Source organism: Alienimonas californiensis, from assembly GCF_007743815.1.
Taxonomy (GTDB): Bacteria; Planctomycetota; Planctomycetia; order Planctomycetales; family Planctomycetaceae; genus Alienimonas; species Alienimonas californiensis.
This window is the reverse complement of sequence record NZ_CP036265.1, coordinates 1,789,924-1,807,760: the sequence shown is the minus strand read 5'-3', so window position 1 is coordinate 1,807,760 and position 17,837 is coordinate 1,789,924. Positions and strand designations below refer to the sequence as shown.

Genomic DNA, 17,837 nt, shown 5'->3' with positions numbered 1-17,837 from the left:
GGTCTCTCGTTAAACGATCTCCGCGATCGGTTCGGTTTCGCCGACGCCGGTCAGTTTGCGGTCGAGGCCGGCGTGGAAGTAGGTCAGGCGGTTGGGATCGAGGCCTAATTGATGCAGCACGGTGGCGTGCAGCCGCTTGACGTGCATCGGCTGTTCGACGGCCCGGCTGCCGAGTTCGTCCGTCGAACCGACGCTCACCCCGCCCTTGATCCCCCCGCCGGCCATCCACATCGTGAAGCCGTAGGAATTATGGTCGCGGCCGCTGCCCTTGGCGTACTCGGCGGTCGGCTGGCGGCCGAACTCCCCGCCCCAGACGACCAGCGTTTCGTCCAGCAGGCCGCGGCGTTTCAGGTCCTTGAGCAGCGCGGCGACCGGCTTGTCGGTGCGGCCGGCGTGCTTGTTGTGGTTGTCCTCCAGGTCGCCGTGGGCGTCCCAGTTGTTGTCGTTGTGATGCCCGCCGGCGTAGAGCTGCACGAACCGCACGCCGCGTTCCACCAGGCGCCGGGCGACGAGGCAGCGGCGGCCGAAGTCCTCGGTCCGCTTGTCGTCCGTGCCGTAGAGGCGGTGGGTCTCCTCCGTTTCCTGCGACAGGTCGACCGCCTCCGGGGCGGCGGTCTGCATGTTGTAGGCGAGTTCGTAGCTGGCGATGCGGGCGTTCAAATCGCTGTTGGGGCCGCGCCCGCCGGCCAGGCCGTCGCCGCCGAGGTGGTCGCGGTTGCGGTCGTTGATCGCATCGATCACGACCCGCTGGACCTCCGGGGAGAGCCGGTCGCTCTTGAGGTTATAAATCGGCTGGGCGCCGGCCGCGGTGCGGAAGGTCGTGCCCTGCAGCTTGCTGGGCATATAGCCGCTGGACCAGTTCTTCGCCCCGCTGATCGGCCCGCCGCTGGGGTCCAGCATGACCACGAAGCCGGGCAGGTTTTCGTTCTCCGTGCCCAGGCCGTAATTCACCCAACTGCCCATCGCGGGGCTGCCGGAGAGCAGTTGGCCGCTGTTCATCATCAGCATGGCGGAGCCGTGGATCGGGCTTTCCGCGGTCATGCTGTGGAGGAAGGCGATGTCGTCCACGCACTCGCCGACGTGGGGGAACAGGTCGGAGACCATCTTCCCGCACTCGCCGTAGGGCTTGAACTTCCAGCGGGGCTCGACGATGCGGCCCTCGTTCTTCTTGCCGCCGCGGCCGAAGGTTTTGACCTCGACGGTCTGCCCGTCCCGGCCCTCCATCGCCGGTTTATGATCGAAGGTGTCCATGTGGCTGGGCCCGCCGTACATGAACAGGAAGATCACGCTCTTCGCCTTGGGGGCGTGATTCAGGCCGGGGGCGAGCCCGGCGGCGGCTTCGCTGGCCCGGGCCGGGGAGCCGAAGAACCCGTCGCCGGACAGCAGCCCGGTCAGCGCGACCGACCCGAACCCCCCGCCGAGCTGGTGGAGGAACTCGCGACGGGTGCGACCGCAGTAATTCGGGGCGGCGGGCATGATGGTTTCTCCTGAGAGACGTTTGACGAAGTTGATTTAAGCGGCGACGGCGGTCGGAACCGCGGCGTGGACGACGGCGTCGCGGACGGCCCGCAGCCACTCGGCGCCGATCCACTCCAGATCGCCGTAGGGGATGACGATGCTGACCGTCCACCCGGCGTCGGTCAGTTCCGCCTCCATGCCGACCGCGGCGGGGCGATTAGTGGTGTGAATGACGACGGGGCAGGTCGGCTCGCGGGCGGCGAGGAAGTCGGCCACGTCCCGCCCGGTGCCGGCGTCGAGGCTGCGGCGGGGATGAACCGGGATCGGGTCGAGGTCGTGATCCAGCACAATGAGCAGCACGCGATCGAGGTGATCGTGCAGATAGCGCGCCGCCTCCGCGGCCGTGGTGAAGAACCGCGGCCGGTACTGCGGCAGGCGATCCGCCAACGCCGCCCGCATCGCCGCGCGGCGGGGGGCGTCGTCTTCGAGAATCACGATTTCCAGCGGGGCACTCATCACGCAGCACGGACCGAGGCGGGCGGGGCGGCAGTGTCGCGATCGGTCTCGTCGCCGGGCCAGGCACGCGGCATGAGGTAGATCGCTTCGTACTCGTCGTCCGGCATATCGAGCAGCATCTGGAAGCGCTTGCCGAGGTGCGGAACGGTTTCGGCCATGCGATCAATCGCCTCCCGAACCCAGCCTTCCTTCTCCGCGTCCCAGCGATGAAAGAGAGTCGGGATGTCTTCCAGCGCGTCGGAAACCTGATAGACGTCCTCGCGGACGGACGCGTCAGCCTCGACTTGACGGGAAATGTTATTGCGAACGAAGCAGAGTCCCTGGTGTAGGATGTTATCCAGTTTCGCCCTCAGGATCGGCGGTGGGGTGCTCATAGTTCGAGCCTCACGGAAGCGAGAGGGATCGACGCCGACTGACCGCGGACGCCCAGCGGCTGGACCTCGATGGGGGCGTTCATTGTACCGGCAAGAATTTGCGGCAGGGCGGCCTCGACGCGACGGTACCGGGACGAAGTACGGCTGAGAGCGTCTTTCGTGGCGGGGACGTGCAACGCGGCGATCCGCACGACGACCAACTGCGGCGGGCGCCCGTCACGGTAGAGCACGGCCGGTAGCGTCGGCGCCCCGGCCTCACGGGCTGCGACGGCTCGGTGAACGCCGTTCTCGATGTAATACCGCGGTTCATCCATTCCCCGTCAGTCCAGGTACAAAAAGCTGTTCACGTTCAGCGTGACCAGGCACCACAGTTCAAACGCCTTCTCGTCGCTGAAGTCGAACTCCGTCCGCATGCGGGCGAGGAACTTCTGTCCGTCCGCCACGGCGGCGTCGGTCGCGGGGCGGGAGGTCGTCAGGGACACGGCCCGGGCGATGCGCTCCGACTCGCTGCCTGTCGGGGAGTTCCGCGGCAGTTCCCTGTTGATCCGCTCCGCGAGGGCGACGGCGCGCTCGTTGGTGAAGTCGCCGTTGAGCAGGGCCAGCGCCTGGGCGGGCTGCACGGTGTTGAAGCGGGCCTCGCAGGGTGCGTCGGTCTCCGGGAAGTCGAAGTCCGCCAGCGCCGGGTCGATCACGCTGCGTTTGATATAGGAGTACACCGCCCGGCGGGCGCGCTGCTCCTCCGAACTGTCGCCCCAGCCCAAGCCGGGCTGAGACTGGCCGGCGAGCACTTCTTTGCTCAGCTTCGGATAGAAGCCCGGCCCGTACATTTCGAGGTTTAATTCGCCCGTGACCGCCAGCGAGGCGTCCCGCAGTTCCTCGGCGGTCAGGCGGCGGGGGTCGAACCGCCAGAACAGGTCGTTCAGCGGGTCGGCCGCGGCGGCGGCTTCGTTCGGACCGCTGCCGCGGCGGTAGGCGGCGCTGGTGACGATCAGTTTGTGCAGGTGCTTCAGGCTCCAGCCCTCCGCGACGAAGCGGTCCGCCAGCCAGTCGAGCAGGTCCGGGTGCGTCGGCGGGGTCCCGAGCTTGCCGAAATTATTAGAACTCCGCACCAGCCCGCGGCCGAAGTGGTGCTGCCAGACCCGATTGACCGCAACCCGGGCGGTCAGGCGGTTCTCCGGGGACGCGGCCCACTTCGCAAAGGCCAACCGGCGACCGGCGCTGCCGTCGGCGGTGGGGGCCGGGGCGAACTGCGCGTCGTCGCCGAACAGCTCCGGGACGCCCGGTTCCAGCGGGTCGCCGGTCGGCCCGTGGGCGCTGCCGCGGGCCAGCACGAAGGTCGCCGGGATGGCGCCGGGATCGTAGGTCTTGGCGACGGCCAGCGTCGTCTCCCGCGGGGGCAGAGCCTCGCGACGGGCCTTCACCCCTTCCAGATGCTCCTGCGTCTCACGGTAGTCCGCCATCTCCTGTTCGGAGAGGTGCTTGTGCAGTTCTCGCCGGAGCACGCGGCGGCGTTCGCGCTCGTCACCCTCGGTCGCCCGCTGGTCCGGGCCGGACATCTGGGCGATGCCGCGTTGTTCGATCTCCCGCTGCTTCGACTCCCAGCGGGCCTGTTCCACGTCGAGGGCGCGGTGCGCCTCGGCGACCTCCGGCGGGGTGACGTCCGCCTGATTGTTCCCGCTGTTGCGGCCGCGGGTGTCGAAGGGGGTGAGGTCCCGGAAGACCGCCACCATCTTGTAGTAGTCCGCCTGCGGGATCGGATCGAGCTTGTGATCGTGGCAGCGGGCGCAGCCGACCGTCAGGCCCAGCACGCCCTCGGCGACGGTGCGGACGGTGTCGTCCAGTTCGTCGTAAATGGCCTGCTCCGGGTCGGCCGGTTCGTCGTCCCAGATGCCCAGCCGATAGAAGCCGGTCGCGGTCAGGTTCTCCGCCCGTTGATAGGGGCTGTCCGCCGGCAGTTCGTCGCCGGCGAGCTGTTCCAGCACGAACCGGTCGTACGGTTTGTCGTCGTTGAAGCTGCGGATGACGTAGTCGCGGTACTTCCAGGCGTTCGGCTTGTCGCCGTCGCGTTCAAAGCTGTTGGTCTCCGCGTAGCGGACGAGGTCCAGCCAGTGCCGGCCCCACTTCTCGCCGTAGCGGGGCGAGGCGAGCAGCCGATCGACCGCCTGTTCGTAGGCCCGGGGGTGGTCCCCGGCGCCGTAATCCGCGACGAAGGCGGCGGTTTCCTCCGGGGCGGGCGGCAGGCCGGTCAGGTCGAAGGAGAGCCGGCGGAACAGCGTCGCCGGGTCCGCGGGGGGGTTCGGCTCCAGCCCCGCGTCCTCCAGCCGGGCCTGCACGAACTGGTCGATCGGATTGCGGACGAACGCCGGGCCGCTCGCTTCCACGGCCGGTGGGTCGACCGCGTCGGGCGGTTCGAAGGCCCAGTGTGCCTCCCAGTTCGCCCCGCCGTCGATCCAGGCCCGCAGGATCTCGACCTCTTCCTCGGTGAGCCGATCGCCCTCGGGGGGCATCTGGTCCCACTCGCTGTCGGAGGTGATGCGCCGCAGCAGTTCGCTGCCGTGGGCGTCGCCGGGGAGAATCGCCGGTTCGCCGCTGTCGGTGACGGCGAGGGCGGTCTCGCGGGAACCGAGCATCAGCCCGCCCTCGGCGTCGTCCGGGCCGTGACAGGCCAGGCACTTGCGGGCCAGCAGCGGTTGGACGTCCCGGGCGAAGTTCGATTCGGGCGGCGGCGCGGCCCGATCCTCCTCCGCCGCGCGGAGCGACGCCGCGGGCTCCGCCAAGAGCAGACAGACGGATAGCGTAACGAATCGGCTCATAGCGATACTATGGCCGACCGCCTGCCCGAATTCAATACGTCCCATTGACAACAGGACTTACAGTCCTGCACCACGACTTGTCCCCAGAACCGTTAGGGCCTGCCCATCAGAAGCGCCGTCTGACGGACATTCTCAGCCCGACAGCCGACGGGCGAGCGCGGGGAGCGAGTTGACCCGCTCGCCGGGGGCGTCCGGGGGGAGGGCGTCGCCGTGCACCAGCAGGGTTCCGCCGGTCGCTTCGCAAGCGCGGGCGGCTGCGGCGAGGGCCTCGGCGACGGCTTGGGAGTCGGCCCGACGGGCCCCGCCGGCGGAGACCCACAGCAGGTCCGGCCGCACGCGATCCGCCGTCCCGCCCAGCACCTCGGCCGGCACGCTCGCCCCCAGGTTCGTCACCTCGTAGCCGGCCGCCGCGGCGACGGTCGCGGCGAGGTGCACCGGCAGGCTGTCCACCTCGTAGCCCACGTCGGCTAGCGCCAGGGAGGGGGCGTCGGCGGAGGGCTCGGCGCCGTCGCGGATCAGTTCCTGCAACCGACCCGCCGCGGCCACGCTGTTCGCCAGCGCCCGGTGCAGCACCACGCACTCCCGGCTGGGGTGATCGCACCGCGCCCGCAGCGCCGCGTACCGTCCGCGAACCGGCTCCTCCAACAGGACCGGCAACTCCGCCCCGGCGACGAACAGCGCCACGGCCAGCCCGGTGGTGACGGCGGCGTCCCCGGCCTCCAGGGCTTCAGCGTAGCGGTCCAGCACCGCCGTGCGGTCGCACAGATCAATCCCGGCGGCGCCCCCCAACCCCGGCACCGCGGCGGCCAACGCCGCGGGATCGAGGGCGCCGCCGCCGCGGGACCGCACCCAGCGGAGGGCGTCGTGCAGACGAATCCGCCGGTGCCCGCCGGCGGTGCGTTCGGCCTTCAGGGAGCCGTCGTCCACCAACCGCTTGATCGTGGACTCGCTCACCCCCGCCGCCAACGCGACCTGCTTGGGCGACAGCAACGCGCGCGCCCCGCCGAGCGACAGGGACGGCGGAGCGGACGGGGAGGACATCGACGACAAATTCACAGGCAAAAGGAGGGCGACCCCCGCACTGTAGCGCGATCCCCCCATTTGACCGACCCCACAATGCGTCACGCCGAGGCCCCGCGGGGCCTCGGCGTGATCAACGATCCGACGGCCTCAGTCCCAAGACAGGGCGGAGCCGGTCTGGTACTCGGTGACGCGGGTTTCGAAGAAGTTCTTCTCCTTCGCCAGGTCGATCGTCTCGGACATCCAGGGGAACGGGTTGCTGGCGCCGAACTCCGCGGCCAGACCGATCCGCTCCAACCGGCGGTCGGCGACGTGGCGGACGTAGTCGCGGAACAGCTCCGCGTTCAGCCCCATCACGCCCGTGGGCAGGCAGTCCTGAGCGTAGGCGATCTCCAGCTCGACCGCGTGCAGGATGCGCTGCCGGGTCTGCTGCTGGAACTTCGGGGTCCAGAGCTCCGGGTTCTCGGCCTTGATGCCGTTGATGAGGTCGATGCCGAAGTTCAGGTGGGTCGTTTCGTCCCGGAGGATGTACTGGAACTGCTCGCCCACGCCGGTCATCAGGTTCCGGCGGTGGAAGCTCAGCATCATCACGAAGCCGCTGTAGAAGAAGATCCCCTCCATGATCAGGTAGTACCCGATCAGGTTCTTCAGGAAGGCCTGGGCGCCGTCGAACGTCTCCGTGGTGAAGTTCGGATCCATGATCTCCTTGGTGAGCTCCATCTCGAGCTCGTCCTTCGCCGCGATCGCGGGGATCTCGCGGTACATATTGAACAGCGCGCCCTCTTCCAGGCCGAGGCTGTCCACGATGTACAGGAAGGTGTGCGTGTGGATCGCTTCCTCGAAGGCCTGCCGGAGCAGGTACTGGCGGCACTCCGCGTTGGTGACGTGCTTGAAGATCGCCAGCACGAGGTTGTTGCCGACGAGGCTCTCGGCGGTCGCGAAGAAGCCGAGGTTCCGCAGGATGACGAGCCGTTCGTCGTCGCTCAGTTTGTTGCTGCGCCAGGTCTCGATGTCCTTGGTCATCGGGACCTCGGTGGGCATCCAGTGGTTGGCGCAGCCGTTGACGTAGTGCTCCCAGGCCCACTTGTACTTCAGGGGCATGAGCTGATTGACGTCGACCGCGCCGCAGTTGATCAGCCGCTTGGCGTCCGCGTCGAACCGGCCGGTGTTCTCGGTCGTCAGCCCCTCTTTGTTGGCCTGGACGACGTGGGGAGGCGCCGGCGTCGCCGCGGCGTCGTCGAACGAGAGCGACGCGCCGGCGCCGGCGGTCGGGGTCAGCGAACTCGGGGCGAGCGTGGCGGACATACTGTTCGCGGCAGGGGGAGAATCTTGTGGTCGAACGAAACCGACGGAGCGACGCCGGAACCGACGGGGCGAACCCGGGGTCGCGGGTTCGAACCCCACAGGTTGTAACCGCATCTTATCGAAAACCCAACATGTCGCCCCGGAAAACCGGGGCGGCCCCGGGGAACCGATTGGGACGCGACCCCCGCCCGACAGACCGACCCCCAACATGTTGGGGGTCGCCTCAGCCGGCGGGGGCGGGACGCCGCGGCGGGCGGGTGCCCCCTCCTCTTCGACCGTCCCGCCCGGGAAACCGCACCGGCGGAGCGCGGATTGCGGGGGCAAATCGACGCCCCGACGCCGCCGCCGGCGCCGTTGGTCCGACCCGTTCGATCCGCCCCGGAAACGTCCCCGCGACGCGATTGCTCAGCCGTCGGCGCCGCCGCGCCACGCGGCCCAGGCCAGCAGGGCCCAGCCCAGCATCAGCAGCACGCCGCCGATCGGCGTGACGGCTCCCAGCCATGTCAGGCCCGTCAGCGTCAACAAATACAGGCTCCCGCTGAAGACCAGCACGCCCGCCGCGAAGCACCCCGCCGCGGCCGTCAGGGCGCCCCCACGCCCGGGGGCCGCGTGCAGCGCCAGCAACCCGCAGGCGATGACGGCGAGGGCGTGCCAGAGGTGATAGTCCGCCGCGGTCTGCCAGTTCTCCAACCGCCGGGCGGCGAGGGCGGCGTCCGGGTATCGCTCCACGACGAACCCCGCCACGCCGTGCGCCCCGAAGGCGCCGCAGGCCACCCCCAGCCCCCCCAGCACGGCTCCGGCGGCGACGAGACGGCGGGCGGAGCGGGGCGTCATGAGGGTCACGGGGTCGAATGAGAGACGACGGATTGCACGCATCGGGCGGCGGACGCGGACCGCACCGGTCGCCCGGCGACCCGCCTCCGATCTTCACCGCTCCTTCACACCTCTTCCCCCGCTGCGTCACGCAGCCCCGGCCAGTACCCCGGCGAAGGCCTTCAGCCACTTGGCGTGCCCCGGCCAGGCGGGGCTGGTGACGAGGTTCCCGTCGACGACGGCCTCCGTCGGTTCCACCTCTTCATACGTCGCCCCGGCGGCGGAGACCTCCGGCCCGCAGGCGGCGTAGGCGGTGCAGGTGCGCCCCGTCAGCACGCCCGCGGCGGAGAGGATCTGCAAGGCGTGGCAGATCGCCGCGACCGGCTTGTCCTCCCGGAAGAAGTGCCGGACGACGTCCAGCACGCGGTCGTCCAGCCGCAGGTACTCCGGCGCCCGCCCGCCGGGCACCACGAGGGCGTCGAACTCCGCGGGGTTCACCCCGTCGAAGTCGCCGTTGAGGTGAAAGAGGTGGCCCGGCTTCTCGCTGTAGGTCTGAGCGCCGTCGAAGTCGTGCACCGCGGTGCGGACGGTGTCGCCGGCCTGCTTGTCCGGGCAGACGGCGACGCACTCGTGCCCCATCGCCCCGAGGGCCTGAAAGGGGACGAACGCTTCCAGCGTCTCGACGTAATCGCCGACAAGGAACAGGATCTTCTTCGACACGGGACACGGGCCTCGCTGCGGGACGGGGGGCCGCAGCTTATCCCGGTTCCCCGCTCACCTCGAATCCGATCGTGCGAGATTGCCGCACGCTTGGGGTTTCGCGGCACCCGTTGCGTCTCGAACCCGCGGAACCGCAAGCGAGGGAGGCCCCGGCTCGGCTCACGGCCCCTCGTAGTACCCCTTCTCCGTCGCGGAGGCGACGCGGAACCGCGGTTTGCCGAGGGCGTCCGGGCCGGCGGCGGGGTCGAGATGGCCGTTCACGGAGACGATCAGGTTCTGCTCGCTCTCCAGCCCGGCGAGGCGGCCGTCGTCGATCAGGGTGAGGGCCCCGCCGAAGCGGTCGCTCGGTTCGGGCGTCAGGCTGTAGGTCAGCGTCCAGACCCCGGTGGCCGCGTCGTGGCTCACCACCCCGGTCACGGTCCGGGGCGGCCCGGCCGGTTGCGCGGCGGACGGGGCCGGGGCCGGTTGAGCGGCGGCGGGTTGAACCGGGGCCGGCTGCACGGCGCCGGCGGGCTGCACGGCGGGGTCGTGGAGCGGGGCGGCGGAGGCCGTCGGGGCGGCCATCATGGGCTGGGCGTTGCCCTGCGGAAGCCGGGCCGGGGCGGCGGAGGCGAGGCCGGGGCGGGAGCCGCCGAGGGAGGTCCCGAAGTCCTCCGGCAGCGGGTCCTGGAAGCCGTCCGGGGTGGTGCCGGGCGGGGGCGGCTCGAACAGGTCCACGCCGCCCGGGTTGGGGGAGTCGACGCCGAGGGTGTCGTAGTCGTCGATGGGCGGCACGGGGCTGCCGCCGCCCGTGGGGGGCTGGCCGTAGCCGGCGTTGTCGTTGCCGTAGAAGGGGCTGCCGGAACCGCCGGAACCGGAGCCGCCCGTGCCGCCGCCGGTGGGGGTCTCGCCGAAGCCGCCGTTGTAGCTGGGGCCGCCGACGTCGTCGAAGTCGCCCTCGTCCGGGAAACTGAAACCGGGGTCCGGCGCCGGCAGGGCGGGCACGCCGTTGGACGGGGCGCCCAGGTTGGTGCCGCCCGGCGGCAGCGTGCCGGGGATCGGCTGGGGGGCGAACTGCGGTTGGCCGTACGGCTGCTGCGGGGCGTAGCCGCCCGGCTGCCCGTAATAGCCCGGCACGTTCCCGCCGTAGGGGGACGGGCCGTAGTAGCGGGAATGACACCCGCACACCGCCGCCGCCGTCGCCGCCAGCGCCAACAACGCAGACCGCCGCATCAGACCCCGGCGCACGACGCCCCGGCGGAGCGCTGCCCGGGAGTCCATCCGCGGCGGGGCGAATCGCGGCCGGGCGGAGCGGAACATGGGGGGCGAACCGGACAGGCGGGGGAACGAGAACCGGCCGGCCCGTCACGTCGTCAAACGCGTCCGGTAGCCGGTCGCCGCGGGTGGTAAGTCACCCGTCCGCCCGCCGTCCACCCCGGCCCCGACCGTGGACGCCCGAAACTTGAGCGGAAAATCGGATCGGCCGAAAAAAGTTCGTCACCCGGACGCGCGCCGCCTGGCGGCGACGGCGCAGCGGGGGGAGCGAACCCGGGGCCGGGCGGAGATGCGGGCGCCTCGGCCGGCTTCTATCGTGGGCCGGTTCGCCCTGTTCTCGGAGCCGTGTTCATGCCTCGCCCCGCTGTATTCGTCGCCCTGCTGTTCGCCGCGTGCCTGTCGGTTCCGCCCGCCCGGGCCGCCGAGGAGGCCGGTTCCTCCGAGAGCCGCCCGCCGAACGTGGTGATCGTCTTCTGCGACGACATGGGCTACGGCGACGCCGGCTTCAGCGGGGCGACGGACATCGCGACGCCGCACCTGGACGCCCTGGCGAAAGGGGGCATGGTTTTCACGGACTTCTACGCCGCCCAGGCGGTGTGCAGCGCCAGCCGAGCCGCGTTGCTGACGGGCTGCTATCCGAACCGGCTGGGCATCTCCGGCGCGTTCGGCCCGAACTCCAACGTGGGCCTGAACCCGGACGAACTGACGATTGCCGAACTGTGCAAGCAGCAGGACTACGCCACGGCGATCTACGGCAAGTGGCACCTCGGCGATCACCCGAGCCTGTTGCCGACCGAGCAGGGCTTCGACGAATGGTTCGGTCTGCCGTACTCCAACGACATGTGGCCGCTGCACCCGGCCTACGCGAAGTTCGGCAAAGCTCAGGCCGACCGCAAGCAGGGCTTCCCGCCCCTGCCGCTGTATGAAACGCCGCTGGAAGGCGAAAACGCCGGCGTGCCGCAGGTGAAGATCGCGGCAGTCGATAAACCCGACCAGGCCCTGTTGACCACTTGGAACGCGGAGCACGCCGTCGACTTTATCGACCGCAACGCCGACAAGCCGTTCTTCCTCTACGTGCCGCACAGCATGCCGCACGTACCCATTTTCGTCAGCGATAAGTTCGCCGGGAAAAGCGGCCGGGGGCTGTACGGCGACGTCATCATGGAGATCGACTGGTCCGTCGGGCAGATCGTGGCGGCCTTGGAGAAGCACGGCCTGCGGGAGAACACGCTGATCGTGTTCACCTCCGACAACGGCCCGTGGCTGAGTTACGGCACCCACAGCGGCGACGCCGGCCCGTTCCGCGAGGGGAAGGGCACCACCTGGGAGGGCGGCCAGCGGGAGCCCACGCTGTTCAACATGCCCGGCACGATCCCCGCCGGCACGGTCTGCGAGGCCCCCTGCGGCGCCATCGACCTGCTGCCGACCGTTGCCGACCTGATCGGCGAGGACCTCCGCGCTGCCCTCGGCGACGACCGGGTCATCGACGGCGAATCGATCCTGCCGCTCCTCAAGGGCGAGACAAAGGAGAGCCCGCACGAGGCCCTCCTCTTCTACTGGGGCCGCGAGTTGCAGGCGATCCGCAGCGGCGACTGGAAGCTGCACTTCCCCCATGAGTACCGCAGCCTGCTGAGCGCCGGCGGCCGCCACGGCACGCCCTCGGAGTACGTGCAGGAACGCACCGACGGCGGCCTCTACAACCTCCGGCGAAACAAGGCCGAGACGAAGGACGTCGCGAAGGACCACCCGGACGTCGTCGCCCGTTTGGAGAAACTCGCCGACGCCGCCCGCCAGTCCCTCGGCGACAGCCGCACAAAGGCGCAGGGCAACGAGGTGCGGCCGATCGGCCGGGTGAAGTAGGGTCCGCGAGTCCCGTACTCCCCTCTCCCTTGAGGGAGAGGGGCCGGGGGTGAGGGTGACGCACGGTTCGCACGCCCCGGCTCATGCAGCGGCGAACCAACCCGCGGCGAGCGGGTCGGATCGTGAACCGCGATCGGGCGTCGTTGCCCCCTCACCCCCGACCCCTCTCCCCCAAAAGGGGGCGAGGGGGGTACTGTGCCGATCCGATGCGCGTCTTCCTCTCCGAACACCTCACCTGCGGGGCCGTCCATCAGGCGGAGGCGAACCCGCTGTTCCCCGAGGGCGCCGCCATGCTGCGGGCCCTCGCCGCGGACGCGGCGCAGGTCGACGGCGTTCAAGTCGTCGTCACCTGGGCCGCCGGCCTGGTGCCGTTCGGCGTGCCGGGGGTGGAGGTGGTCGAGGTGCCGTCGGTTCGCCAGGAGCCGTGGTTCTTCGGCGAGCAGTTCGGAAAGGCGGACCGCACGCTGCACATCGCCCCGGAGGAGGCGTTGGGTATGCGAGCCTATCAATACGGCGAATTCACGGGGGACGCTTGGCTCGGCTGCACAGCAAGCGCGGTCGAGCAGGCCGGGGACAAGACGGAGTTGCACCGCATCGCCGCGGCGGCGGGCGTTCGTCGCCCAGCGATTTTAGAAGGCGTGAAACCGCTGCCGTTCCCCTTCGTTCGCAAGCTCGAAGACGGTGCCGGCGGCGACGCGATCCTGTTCCGCGACAACGCTGACTTCACGGCGCTCTCGCCGGAGCTGAATGAGATCGGCGACCCGCCGGACGTCTGGATGTCGCTCTACCATTATTTCTCTGAGCAGTACATCCCCGGCCGCCCCTGCTCCGTCGCCGTCATCAACGACGACCCGCTGCCCGCCGGGGTGCAGGACGTTCGCATCGACGGCTCCCCCGGCCGGCTCTCCTATCACGGCGGGATGATCCCGGCGCCGGAGATCGACCAGGCCGCCGTCCGCCGGCTTGTCGCTCAGGTCTATGAGGCCGTCCCCGGGCTGCGGGGGTGGTGGGGGATCGACTTCGTCATTCCCGACGAACCTTTTGAGGGCTCGTTCGACCCGGTGCTAATCGAGGTGAACCCCCGGCTGACGACCAGCTACCTCGGTTATCGAGCCCTCACGCCGGACAACCTCGCCGAGCGGCTGCTGTTCTCCGAACGCCCCTTCCCCCCGCTGCGGTGGCGACCTGGCACGGCGACGTTCACGAAGGGCGGGCGGGTGGACGTGTCGCCGTAGAACCGCGACCGTCAGGGAGCCGGCTCTGTGACAATGCGACCGCGGGGGGCCGGCTCCCTGACGGTCGCGGTTCCAATCGGGTGAATTTATGCGAGTCCTCGGCCTGGATATCGGCGGGGCGAACCTCAAAGCCGCCGACGGCGACGAGCGCGCCGTCTCCGTCCCGTTCGCCCTCTGGAAGAACCCCGCCGGCCTCGCCGCGGCGCTGGGGGAACTGTGCGCACGGTTCGAGCCGGCGGACCGCTTCGCGGTCACCATGACCGGCGAACTGTGCGACTGCTTCGAAACCAAGGCCGAGGGCGTCGCCCACATCCTCGACGCCGTGGACGAAGTGGCGAACGGCCGCCCGGTCTGGGTCTGGCAGACGAGCGGGGAGTTCGTGGACCCGCAGACGGCCCGGGAGTTCTGGCAACTCACCGCCGCGGCGAACTGGCATGCGACCGCGACATTCGTGGGCCGTTGTGTACCGGAGGGCACGGCACTGTTGATCGATATGGGCTCCACGACGACGGATCTGATCCCCCTCGAAGACGGCGTGCCGGTCCCGACCGGGCGGACCGATCTGGAGCGTTTGAAGAGCCGCGAACTGATCTACACCGGCGTCGGCCGCACGCCGCTGGCGTCGCTGTGGCCGGTCGCGATCGGGACCGGAGACGGCCGCGAGGTCGAAATCTGCCCGGCGGCGGAACTGTTCGCCACGACCCACGATCTGTATCTGATCAGCGGCGAGGTCCCGGAGGAGCCGACGAACCTCAATACCGCCGACGGTCGCCCTGCCACCGCCGAACACGCCCGGACCCGGGTGGCGAAGATGGCGCTCGCCGATCGGACCGAGTTGACCGACCGACAGATCGACCGTCTCGCGGCGGAGTTCCGTGCGAAGCAGTGCCAACTGGTTCGCCACACGCTCGAGGTGCAGAATGCGCTCACGGAGCGGGTCTTCGACCACGTTCTGTTCGCCGGCGCCGGGCGGTTTCTGGGCCCCGACCTGATCGGCGATCCGGTACGACGGGTCGCGGGGCTGGAATCCGCGACGCCGATCGACCTATCCGACCTGCTCTCCCCCGCCGTCTCCGCCGGCCTGCCGGCCCACGCGGTCGCGCGGCTGTGCGACGAACGGTGTTGAGAAGACGCGGGCCTAAGCCGGAGCCATGGCTCCGGCTTAGGCGGGCGTCTTCTCTGCGATCGCCTTCATCAACGCCGCGACCGCCTGCGTCTGCTCCGCGGTGACCGGCCACGCCTCGCCGTGGGCGAGCCAGGCGTGCAGGGCGTTCAACGGCGACGACGCCTCCCCCGTCCACGGCCGGGCGGCCAGTTCGCCGCCGGGCTCGCGGGTCGTGAGCGTGCCTTCGTGGTAGGCGCCGGCGGGGGTGCGGAGGCTCCATCCGCTCTCCCACCGCACCGCGGCGCCGCGGACGATTTCGATCAGCGCCGTCCCGCCGGTCGCGGCGTCCTCCAGGCGCACCGCGAGCGTCGTCTCCTCCCCCCGCTCGATCCGCGTGGCGTGAACCACCCGCGGCGCCGTCCACTCGGACAGCGCCAGCAATTCGTCCAACCGGGCCTCCAGCCGATCGACGGCCGTGCCGTGTTCCTCCAACGGCCCGAGCGGCGTCTGGGTGTGCTCGACGAGGGTGAAGTCCCGCGGGGTCCCGCTGAGCGGTCGGGTTTCGAAGTACTCCACCGCCGAGCGGGCCGCGGCGAAGGCGGCGGTGAACCGGGCCGGGCGGAAGGGTAAGGAATCGGCGTCGGGACCGTGGGGGACCTCGATCGTCACCCGGCCGGCGTCGCCGCGGAGGGTGGCGTCGGGCTCGGGGGCGTCGGCGTCGTCCGGTTCGAGCAGGGCGAAGCGGGGGTCGTCCGCCAGTTCGTCCCGCCACCAGAGCGCCCACCGGGACCGGCCGAGCACGGCGATCCGCACGGGGTCGGCGGGCGGCGGGGCGACGGTCGGGGAGACGGCGGCGGACACGAAGGCGGTGGCGTGGAACGGGCCGGGGAGGATAATCGGAGGATGCCCGCTTCGCCCCGCCTGCCGCTTCTCGCCGCCGCGCTGCTGTCGGCGACGACGCTCGCCCTCCCCGCCGCGGCCCAGATCCCCGGCCTGCCGGACGGTTTGAAGCTGCCCGAGGGCCTGCAACGCCCCGCCGCCCCGGCCGACGGCCCGCCGGCCCCGGCGGCGGTCTGGACGGCGACGGTGGAGGACCGCGTCACCGCGTTGGCCTTCAGCCCCGACGGCGAGACGCTGGCCGTCGGCACCTTCGAGGCGGTCGAACTGCTGGGGGCGGAGGACGGGAAGCCGGTCCGCACCCTCAAAACCCGCTCCGGCTTCGCCGAGGCGCTGCTGTGGCAGGTTGAAAGGCCCCGCTTCCTTCCGTCCGACAAATCCGATATCGAACGGATCAAGGACGGTGTGCTGACGGTGGGCGACTACCGCCGCGTCACCCGCTGGGAGCCAGCGACGGGGAAGGGACTGACGAAGATCGCCGGGCCTCGGGGCTACGTAACGGGGCTGGGGGTTGGGCTCGGAGAGAATCACGCCGTTCCCCTGTACGCCGCCGCGGAGGACGGGACCGTCCGGAAGTGGGTCTATGACGGCGGTGCCCGGAGCGTCGGTGACCCGACCAAGATCGTGCAGCCGCTGGGCGAAGAGTCCCGCGTGCCGGCCCGGGGGCTCGCGGTGTACGGGAACCGGATCGCCGTCGTGTTCGGCGACCCGAACCGGGACACGAAGGGCGGCCCCGCCTTCCTGCTGGACTCGGTGACGCTCGACACCCTCTTCCCCCTGCCGGAGCACACCCGGGCCGCGGAGTGCGTGACCTTCAGCGCCGGCGGCGGCTATGTGCTCACCGGCGGGGCCGACGAGGTGGCCCGGCTGTCCAGGCTCGCCGGGACCGGCGAACCGCAGCCCGTCGGCCGCTACGCCGGCCACGCCCGGCCGGTCAACGCGGCGCTCGGGTTTCCGGCGCCCGACGGGGAGGAACCGGACGCCCGTCCGTTGTTCGCCACCGGCAGCGGCGGGCGGGCTAAGGACGGCAACGAACTCCGCGTCTGGCGGTTCGAGCCGGAGGCTCCCAAGGCGGAAGGCGAGCAGGCGGACGGCGGAGGGGACGAGACGGCAGAGGGCCCCGCCGGCAAGGTGCGGGACCTCGCAGCGATCGGGGACTTTGCGGGGCCGGTGCGGAGCCTCGCCCTCTCCCCGGACGGGACACTGCTGGCCGTCGGCGACGACGCCGGCGCCGTGCGGCTCCTCCGCGTCGCCGACCTCACCGCCGAACCGCCCGCCGCCGGTGCCGACGACGAGCCGGCCGACGAAGACTCCAACGAAGACGCCCCCGACGCGGAGACGGAGCCATGACGACCGCCACCCTGCTGACGCTCTCCCTGCCGGCGCTGCTGGCCGCCGAGGAGGCCCGGCCGCTCTCGCCGGAGGAGTTCCGCGCCCGGTTCGACGCCTTCGTGCTGCTGGACCGCGACCCCGATCTGCCGGCCGCCGCCACCGTGCCCGGCGGGGTGCGGCTGCTCCGCAGCGTCGACGCCGTCCGCGGCCTGAGCGACTCCCAACGCCACGACCTGCGGCGCTCCCTCACCTATAAACTCACCGAAACCCGCGACGACCTCATCCGCAAGGGCCTGCGGTGGGAACGGGATCTCAAACGGGGCCGCGTCTCCACGGCGAACCGTCTGCGGGGCCGGCAGACCCTCGCCGGGCCGATGGAGATGCGGAACGCCCGCCGGCTGATCGACCTGATTCAATCCACCGTCGCCCCGGACACGTGGGACGTGAACGGCGGGCCGTCCAGCGCCAGTTATTTCGATCTGTATCAGGTCCTCGTGATCCGCGCCCCGCAGCGCGTGCACGGCGAGGCGGAGGCGGCCCTGGGAGGCCTGCGCAAGTGACGGCGGACGAACTTAGGACGGCGGACGTTCACGCAACGACGGCGGATCGCGCACCGGCGGACGAACCGGCGAGGGGGGCGACGCCGTCCCGCGGCCGCTCGATCCGGGGGAGTTGGTTGGTCGTGGGGATGATCTGCCTGGGCTGCGTGACGACGGCGGGGCTGTTCTGGTTCTGGAACACCCGCACCGCCGACTACCGCCCGCTGGCGGACGCCCTGGCGGAGGCGTTGCCCGGCAGCAGTCCGCGGGTGGAGGGCGGCCGCCGCCGCCGGCCGGACCCGGACGTCTCCCTGTTGCAGGTCATGTTGAAGGTGCCGTTCGACCCCGGCGCCGGCGATCCGGAACGGGGCCCGGCGCCCCCGCCGCCGCAAGCCGCCGCGACCTTGGAGACGGTGGACCGAACCGTCGCCGCCAGCCCGTTCGCCGGGCGGTACGACGTGCTGGAGGTGCACCTCCGCCGCGACGGCCCCGGCGGGGTGATCACCAGCGCCACCTACACCCGCCCGATGCCTCAGCGTTCCTCACCGGAATGAACGAACCGGATTCCCCATTACCAGCCCGGAGCGCAAGCTCCG

Annotated in this window: 17 protein-coding genes; 6 read left to right on the top strand and 11 right to left on the bottom strand. The window is 70.8% G+C overall.

Annotated features, from left to right (window positions below):
- Nucleotides 1-9: 9 nt before the first annotated feature.
- The 10 genes from CA12_RS06945 to CA12_RS06900 all read right to left on the bottom strand — a co-directional run bounded on the left by CA12_RS06945 (nt 10) and on the right by CA12_RS06900 (nt 10,318).
- On the bottom strand, nt 10-1,476 hold the full coding sequence (locus CA12_RS06945) for a DUF1501 domain-containing protein (protein ID WP_145358131.1): 1,467 nt from the start codon (nt 1,474-1,476) through the stop codon (nt 10-12).
- A gap of 36 nt (nt 1,477-1,512) precedes the next feature.
- Nucleotides 1,513-1,974 (bottom strand): cyclic-phosphate processing receiver domain-containing protein, encoded by a 462-nt coding sequence (locus CA12_RS06940; protein ID WP_145358130.1) that lies wholly within the window; start codon nt 1,972-1,974, stop codon nt 1,513-1,515.
- Nucleotides 1,974-2,348, bottom strand: coding sequence for a hypothetical protein (locus CA12_RS06935; RefSeq protein ID WP_145358129.1), 375 nt, complete (start codon nt 2,346-2,348; stop codon nt 1,974-1,976). The genes CA12_RS06940 and CA12_RS06935 overlap by 1 nt, the downstream gene beginning before the upstream one ends.
- A complete protein-coding gene (locus tag CA12_RS06930; protein WP_145358128.1) occupies nt 2,345-2,662 on the bottom strand; it encodes a hypothetical protein in 318 nt (105 codons plus the stop codon). The genes CA12_RS06935 and CA12_RS06930 overlap by 4 nt, the downstream gene beginning before the upstream one ends.
- 6 nt (nt 2,663-2,668) lie before the next feature.
- Nucleotides 2,669-5,161 (bottom strand): PSD1 and planctomycete cytochrome C domain-containing protein, encoded by a 2,493-nt coding sequence (locus CA12_RS06925; protein ID WP_145358127.1) that lies wholly within the window; start codon nt 5,159-5,161, stop codon nt 2,669-2,671.
- A gap of 132 nt (nt 5,162-5,293) precedes the next feature.
- Nucleotides 5,294-6,202 carry an excisionase family DNA-binding protein gene (locus CA12_RS06920; RefSeq protein ID WP_165700599.1) on the bottom strand — a complete coding sequence of 303 codons (909 nt, stop codon included), beginning with the start codon at nt 6,200-6,202 and terminating at the stop codon, nt 5,294-5,296.
- Nucleotides 6,203-6,331: 129 nt separating this feature from the next.
- The gene (locus CA12_RS06915; protein WP_145358125.1) at nt 6,332-7,486 is read right to left on the bottom strand and encodes a ribonucleotide-diphosphate reductase subunit beta; all 1,155 of its coding nucleotides are present in this window, start codon (nt 7,484-7,486) and stop codon (nt 6,332-6,334) included.
- A gap of 405 nt (nt 7,487-7,891) precedes the next feature.
- Entirely contained in the window at nt 7,892-8,320 is a 429-nt protein-coding gene (locus CA12_RS06910; protein WP_145358124.1) for a DUF423 domain-containing protein, read from the bottom strand.
- Nucleotides 8,321-8,446: 126 nt separating this feature from the next.
- On the bottom strand, nt 8,447-9,019 hold the full coding sequence (locus CA12_RS06905) for a DJ-1/PfpI family protein (RefSeq protein WP_145358123.1): 573 nt from the start codon (nt 9,017-9,019) through the stop codon (nt 8,447-8,449).
- 159 nt (nt 9,020-9,178) lie between these two features.
- Entirely contained in the window at nt 9,179-10,318 is a 1,140-nt protein-coding gene (locus tag CA12_RS06900) for a hypothetical protein (protein ID WP_145358122.1), read from the bottom strand.
- 306 nt (nt 10,319-10,624) lie between these two features.
- Here CA12_RS06900 and CA12_RS06895 point away from each other — a divergent pair, with 306 nt between their 5' ends.
- From CA12_RS06895 to CA12_RS06885, 3 genes are all read left to right on the top strand, one after another.
- Complete coding sequence (locus CA12_RS06895) at nt 10,625-12,133, top strand: sulfatase family protein (RefSeq protein WP_145358121.1); 1,509 nt, start codon at nt 10,625-10,627, stop codon at nt 12,131-12,133.
- 206 nt (nt 12,134-12,339) lie between these two features.
- Nucleotides 12,340-13,368, top strand: coding sequence for an ATP-grasp domain-containing protein (locus CA12_RS06890; RefSeq protein WP_145358120.1), 1,029 nt, complete (start codon nt 12,340-12,342; stop codon nt 13,366-13,368).
- A gap of 88 nt (nt 13,369-13,456) precedes the next feature.
- Entirely contained in the window at nt 13,457-14,494 is a 1,038-nt protein-coding gene (locus tag CA12_RS06885; protein WP_145358119.1) for a hydantoinase/oxoprolinase family protein, read from the top strand.
- A gap of 36 nt (nt 14,495-14,530) precedes the next feature.
- On the opposite strand, the gene CA12_RS06880 is transcribed toward CA12_RS06885, so the two are convergent.
- Nucleotides 14,531-15,334 carry a hypothetical protein gene (locus tag CA12_RS06880; RefSeq protein WP_145358118.1) on the bottom strand — a complete coding sequence of 268 codons (804 nt, stop codon included), beginning with the start codon at nt 15,332-15,334 and terminating at the stop codon, nt 14,531-14,533.
- A 42-nt stretch (nt 15,335-15,376) separates the two neighbouring features.
- On the opposite strand from CA12_RS06880, the gene CA12_RS06875 reads away from it, so the two are divergent.
- The 3 genes from CA12_RS06875 to CA12_RS06865 all read left to right on the top strand — a co-directional run bounded on the left by CA12_RS06875 (nt 15,377) and on the right by CA12_RS06865 (nt 17,795).
- Entirely contained in the window at nt 15,377-16,720 is a 1,344-nt protein-coding gene (locus CA12_RS06875) for a WD40 repeat domain-containing protein (RefSeq protein WP_145358117.1), read from the top strand.
- Nucleotides 16,717-17,262, top strand: a complete 546-nt coding sequence (locus CA12_RS06870) for a hypothetical protein (RefSeq protein WP_145358116.1) — start codon at nt 16,717-16,719, stop codon at nt 17,260-17,262. Before CA12_RS06875 ends, CA12_RS06870 begins: the two co-directional genes overlap by 4 nt.
- Before the next feature lie 128 nt (nt 17,263-17,390).
- Nucleotides 17,391-17,795 (top strand): hypothetical protein, encoded by a 405-nt coding sequence (locus tag CA12_RS06865; RefSeq protein WP_145358115.1) that lies wholly within the window; start codon nt 17,391-17,393, stop codon nt 17,793-17,795.
- The last annotated feature ends 42 nt before the right edge of the window (nt 17,796-17,837 follow it).

Bases quoted from the DNA above. Each gene is read 5' to 3' on its own strand.
- CA12_RS06945 (WP_145358131.1), bottom strand. From the start codon at position 1,476: ATGCCCGCCGCCCCGAATTACTGCGGTCGCACCCGTCGCGAGTTCCTC.
- CA12_RS06940 (WP_145358130.1), bottom strand. From the start codon at position 1,974: ATGAGTGCCCCGCTGGAAATCGTGATTCTCGAAGACGACGCCCCCCGC.
- CA12_RS06935 (WP_145358129.1), bottom strand. From the start codon at position 2,348: ATGAGCACCCCACCGCCGATCCTGAGGGCGAAACTGGATAACATCCTA.
- CA12_RS06930 (WP_145358128.1), bottom strand. From the start codon at position 2,662: ATGGATGAACCGCGGTATTACATCGAGAACGGCGTTCACCGAGCCGTC.
- CA12_RS06925 (WP_145358127.1), bottom strand. From the start codon at position 5,161: ATGAGCCGATTCGTTACGCTATCCGTCTGTCTGCTCTTGGCGGAGCCC.
- CA12_RS06920 (WP_165700599.1), bottom strand. From the start codon at position 6,202: ATGTCCTCCCCGTCCGCTCCGCCGTCCCTGTCGCTCGGCGGGGCGCGC.
- CA12_RS06915 (WP_145358125.1), bottom strand. From the start codon at position 7,486: ATGTCCGCCACGCTCGCCCCGAGTTCGCTGACCCCGACCGCCGGCGCC.
- CA12_RS06910 (WP_145358124.1), bottom strand. From the start codon at position 8,320: ATGACGCCCCGCTCCGCCCGCCGTCTCGTCGCCGCCGGAGCCGTGCTG.
- CA12_RS06900 (WP_145358122.1), bottom strand. From the start codon at position 10,318: ATGTTCCGCTCCGCCCGGCCGCGATTCGCCCCGCCGCGGATGGACTCC.
- CA12_RS06895 (WP_145358121.1), top strand. From the start codon at position 10,625: ATGCCTCGCCCCGCTGTATTCGTCGCCCTGCTGTTCGCCGCGTGCCTG.
- CA12_RS06890 (WP_145358120.1), top strand. From the start codon at position 12,340: ATGCGCGTCTTCCTCTCCGAACACCTCACCTGCGGGGCCGTCCATCAG.
- CA12_RS06885 (WP_145358119.1), top strand. From the start codon at position 13,457: ATGCGAGTCCTCGGCCTGGATATCGGCGGGGCGAACCTCAAAGCCGCC.
- CA12_RS06875 (WP_145358117.1), top strand. From the start codon at position 15,377: ATGCCCGCTTCGCCCCGCCTGCCGCTTCTCGCCGCCGCGCTGCTGTCG.
- CA12_RS06870 (WP_145358116.1), top strand. From the start codon at position 16,717: ATGACGACCGCCACCCTGCTGACGCTCTCCCTGCCGGCGCTGCTGGCC.
- CA12_RS06865 (WP_145358115.1), top strand. From the start codon at position 17,391: ATGATCTGCCTGGGCTGCGTGACGACGGCGGGGCTGTTCTGGTTCTGG.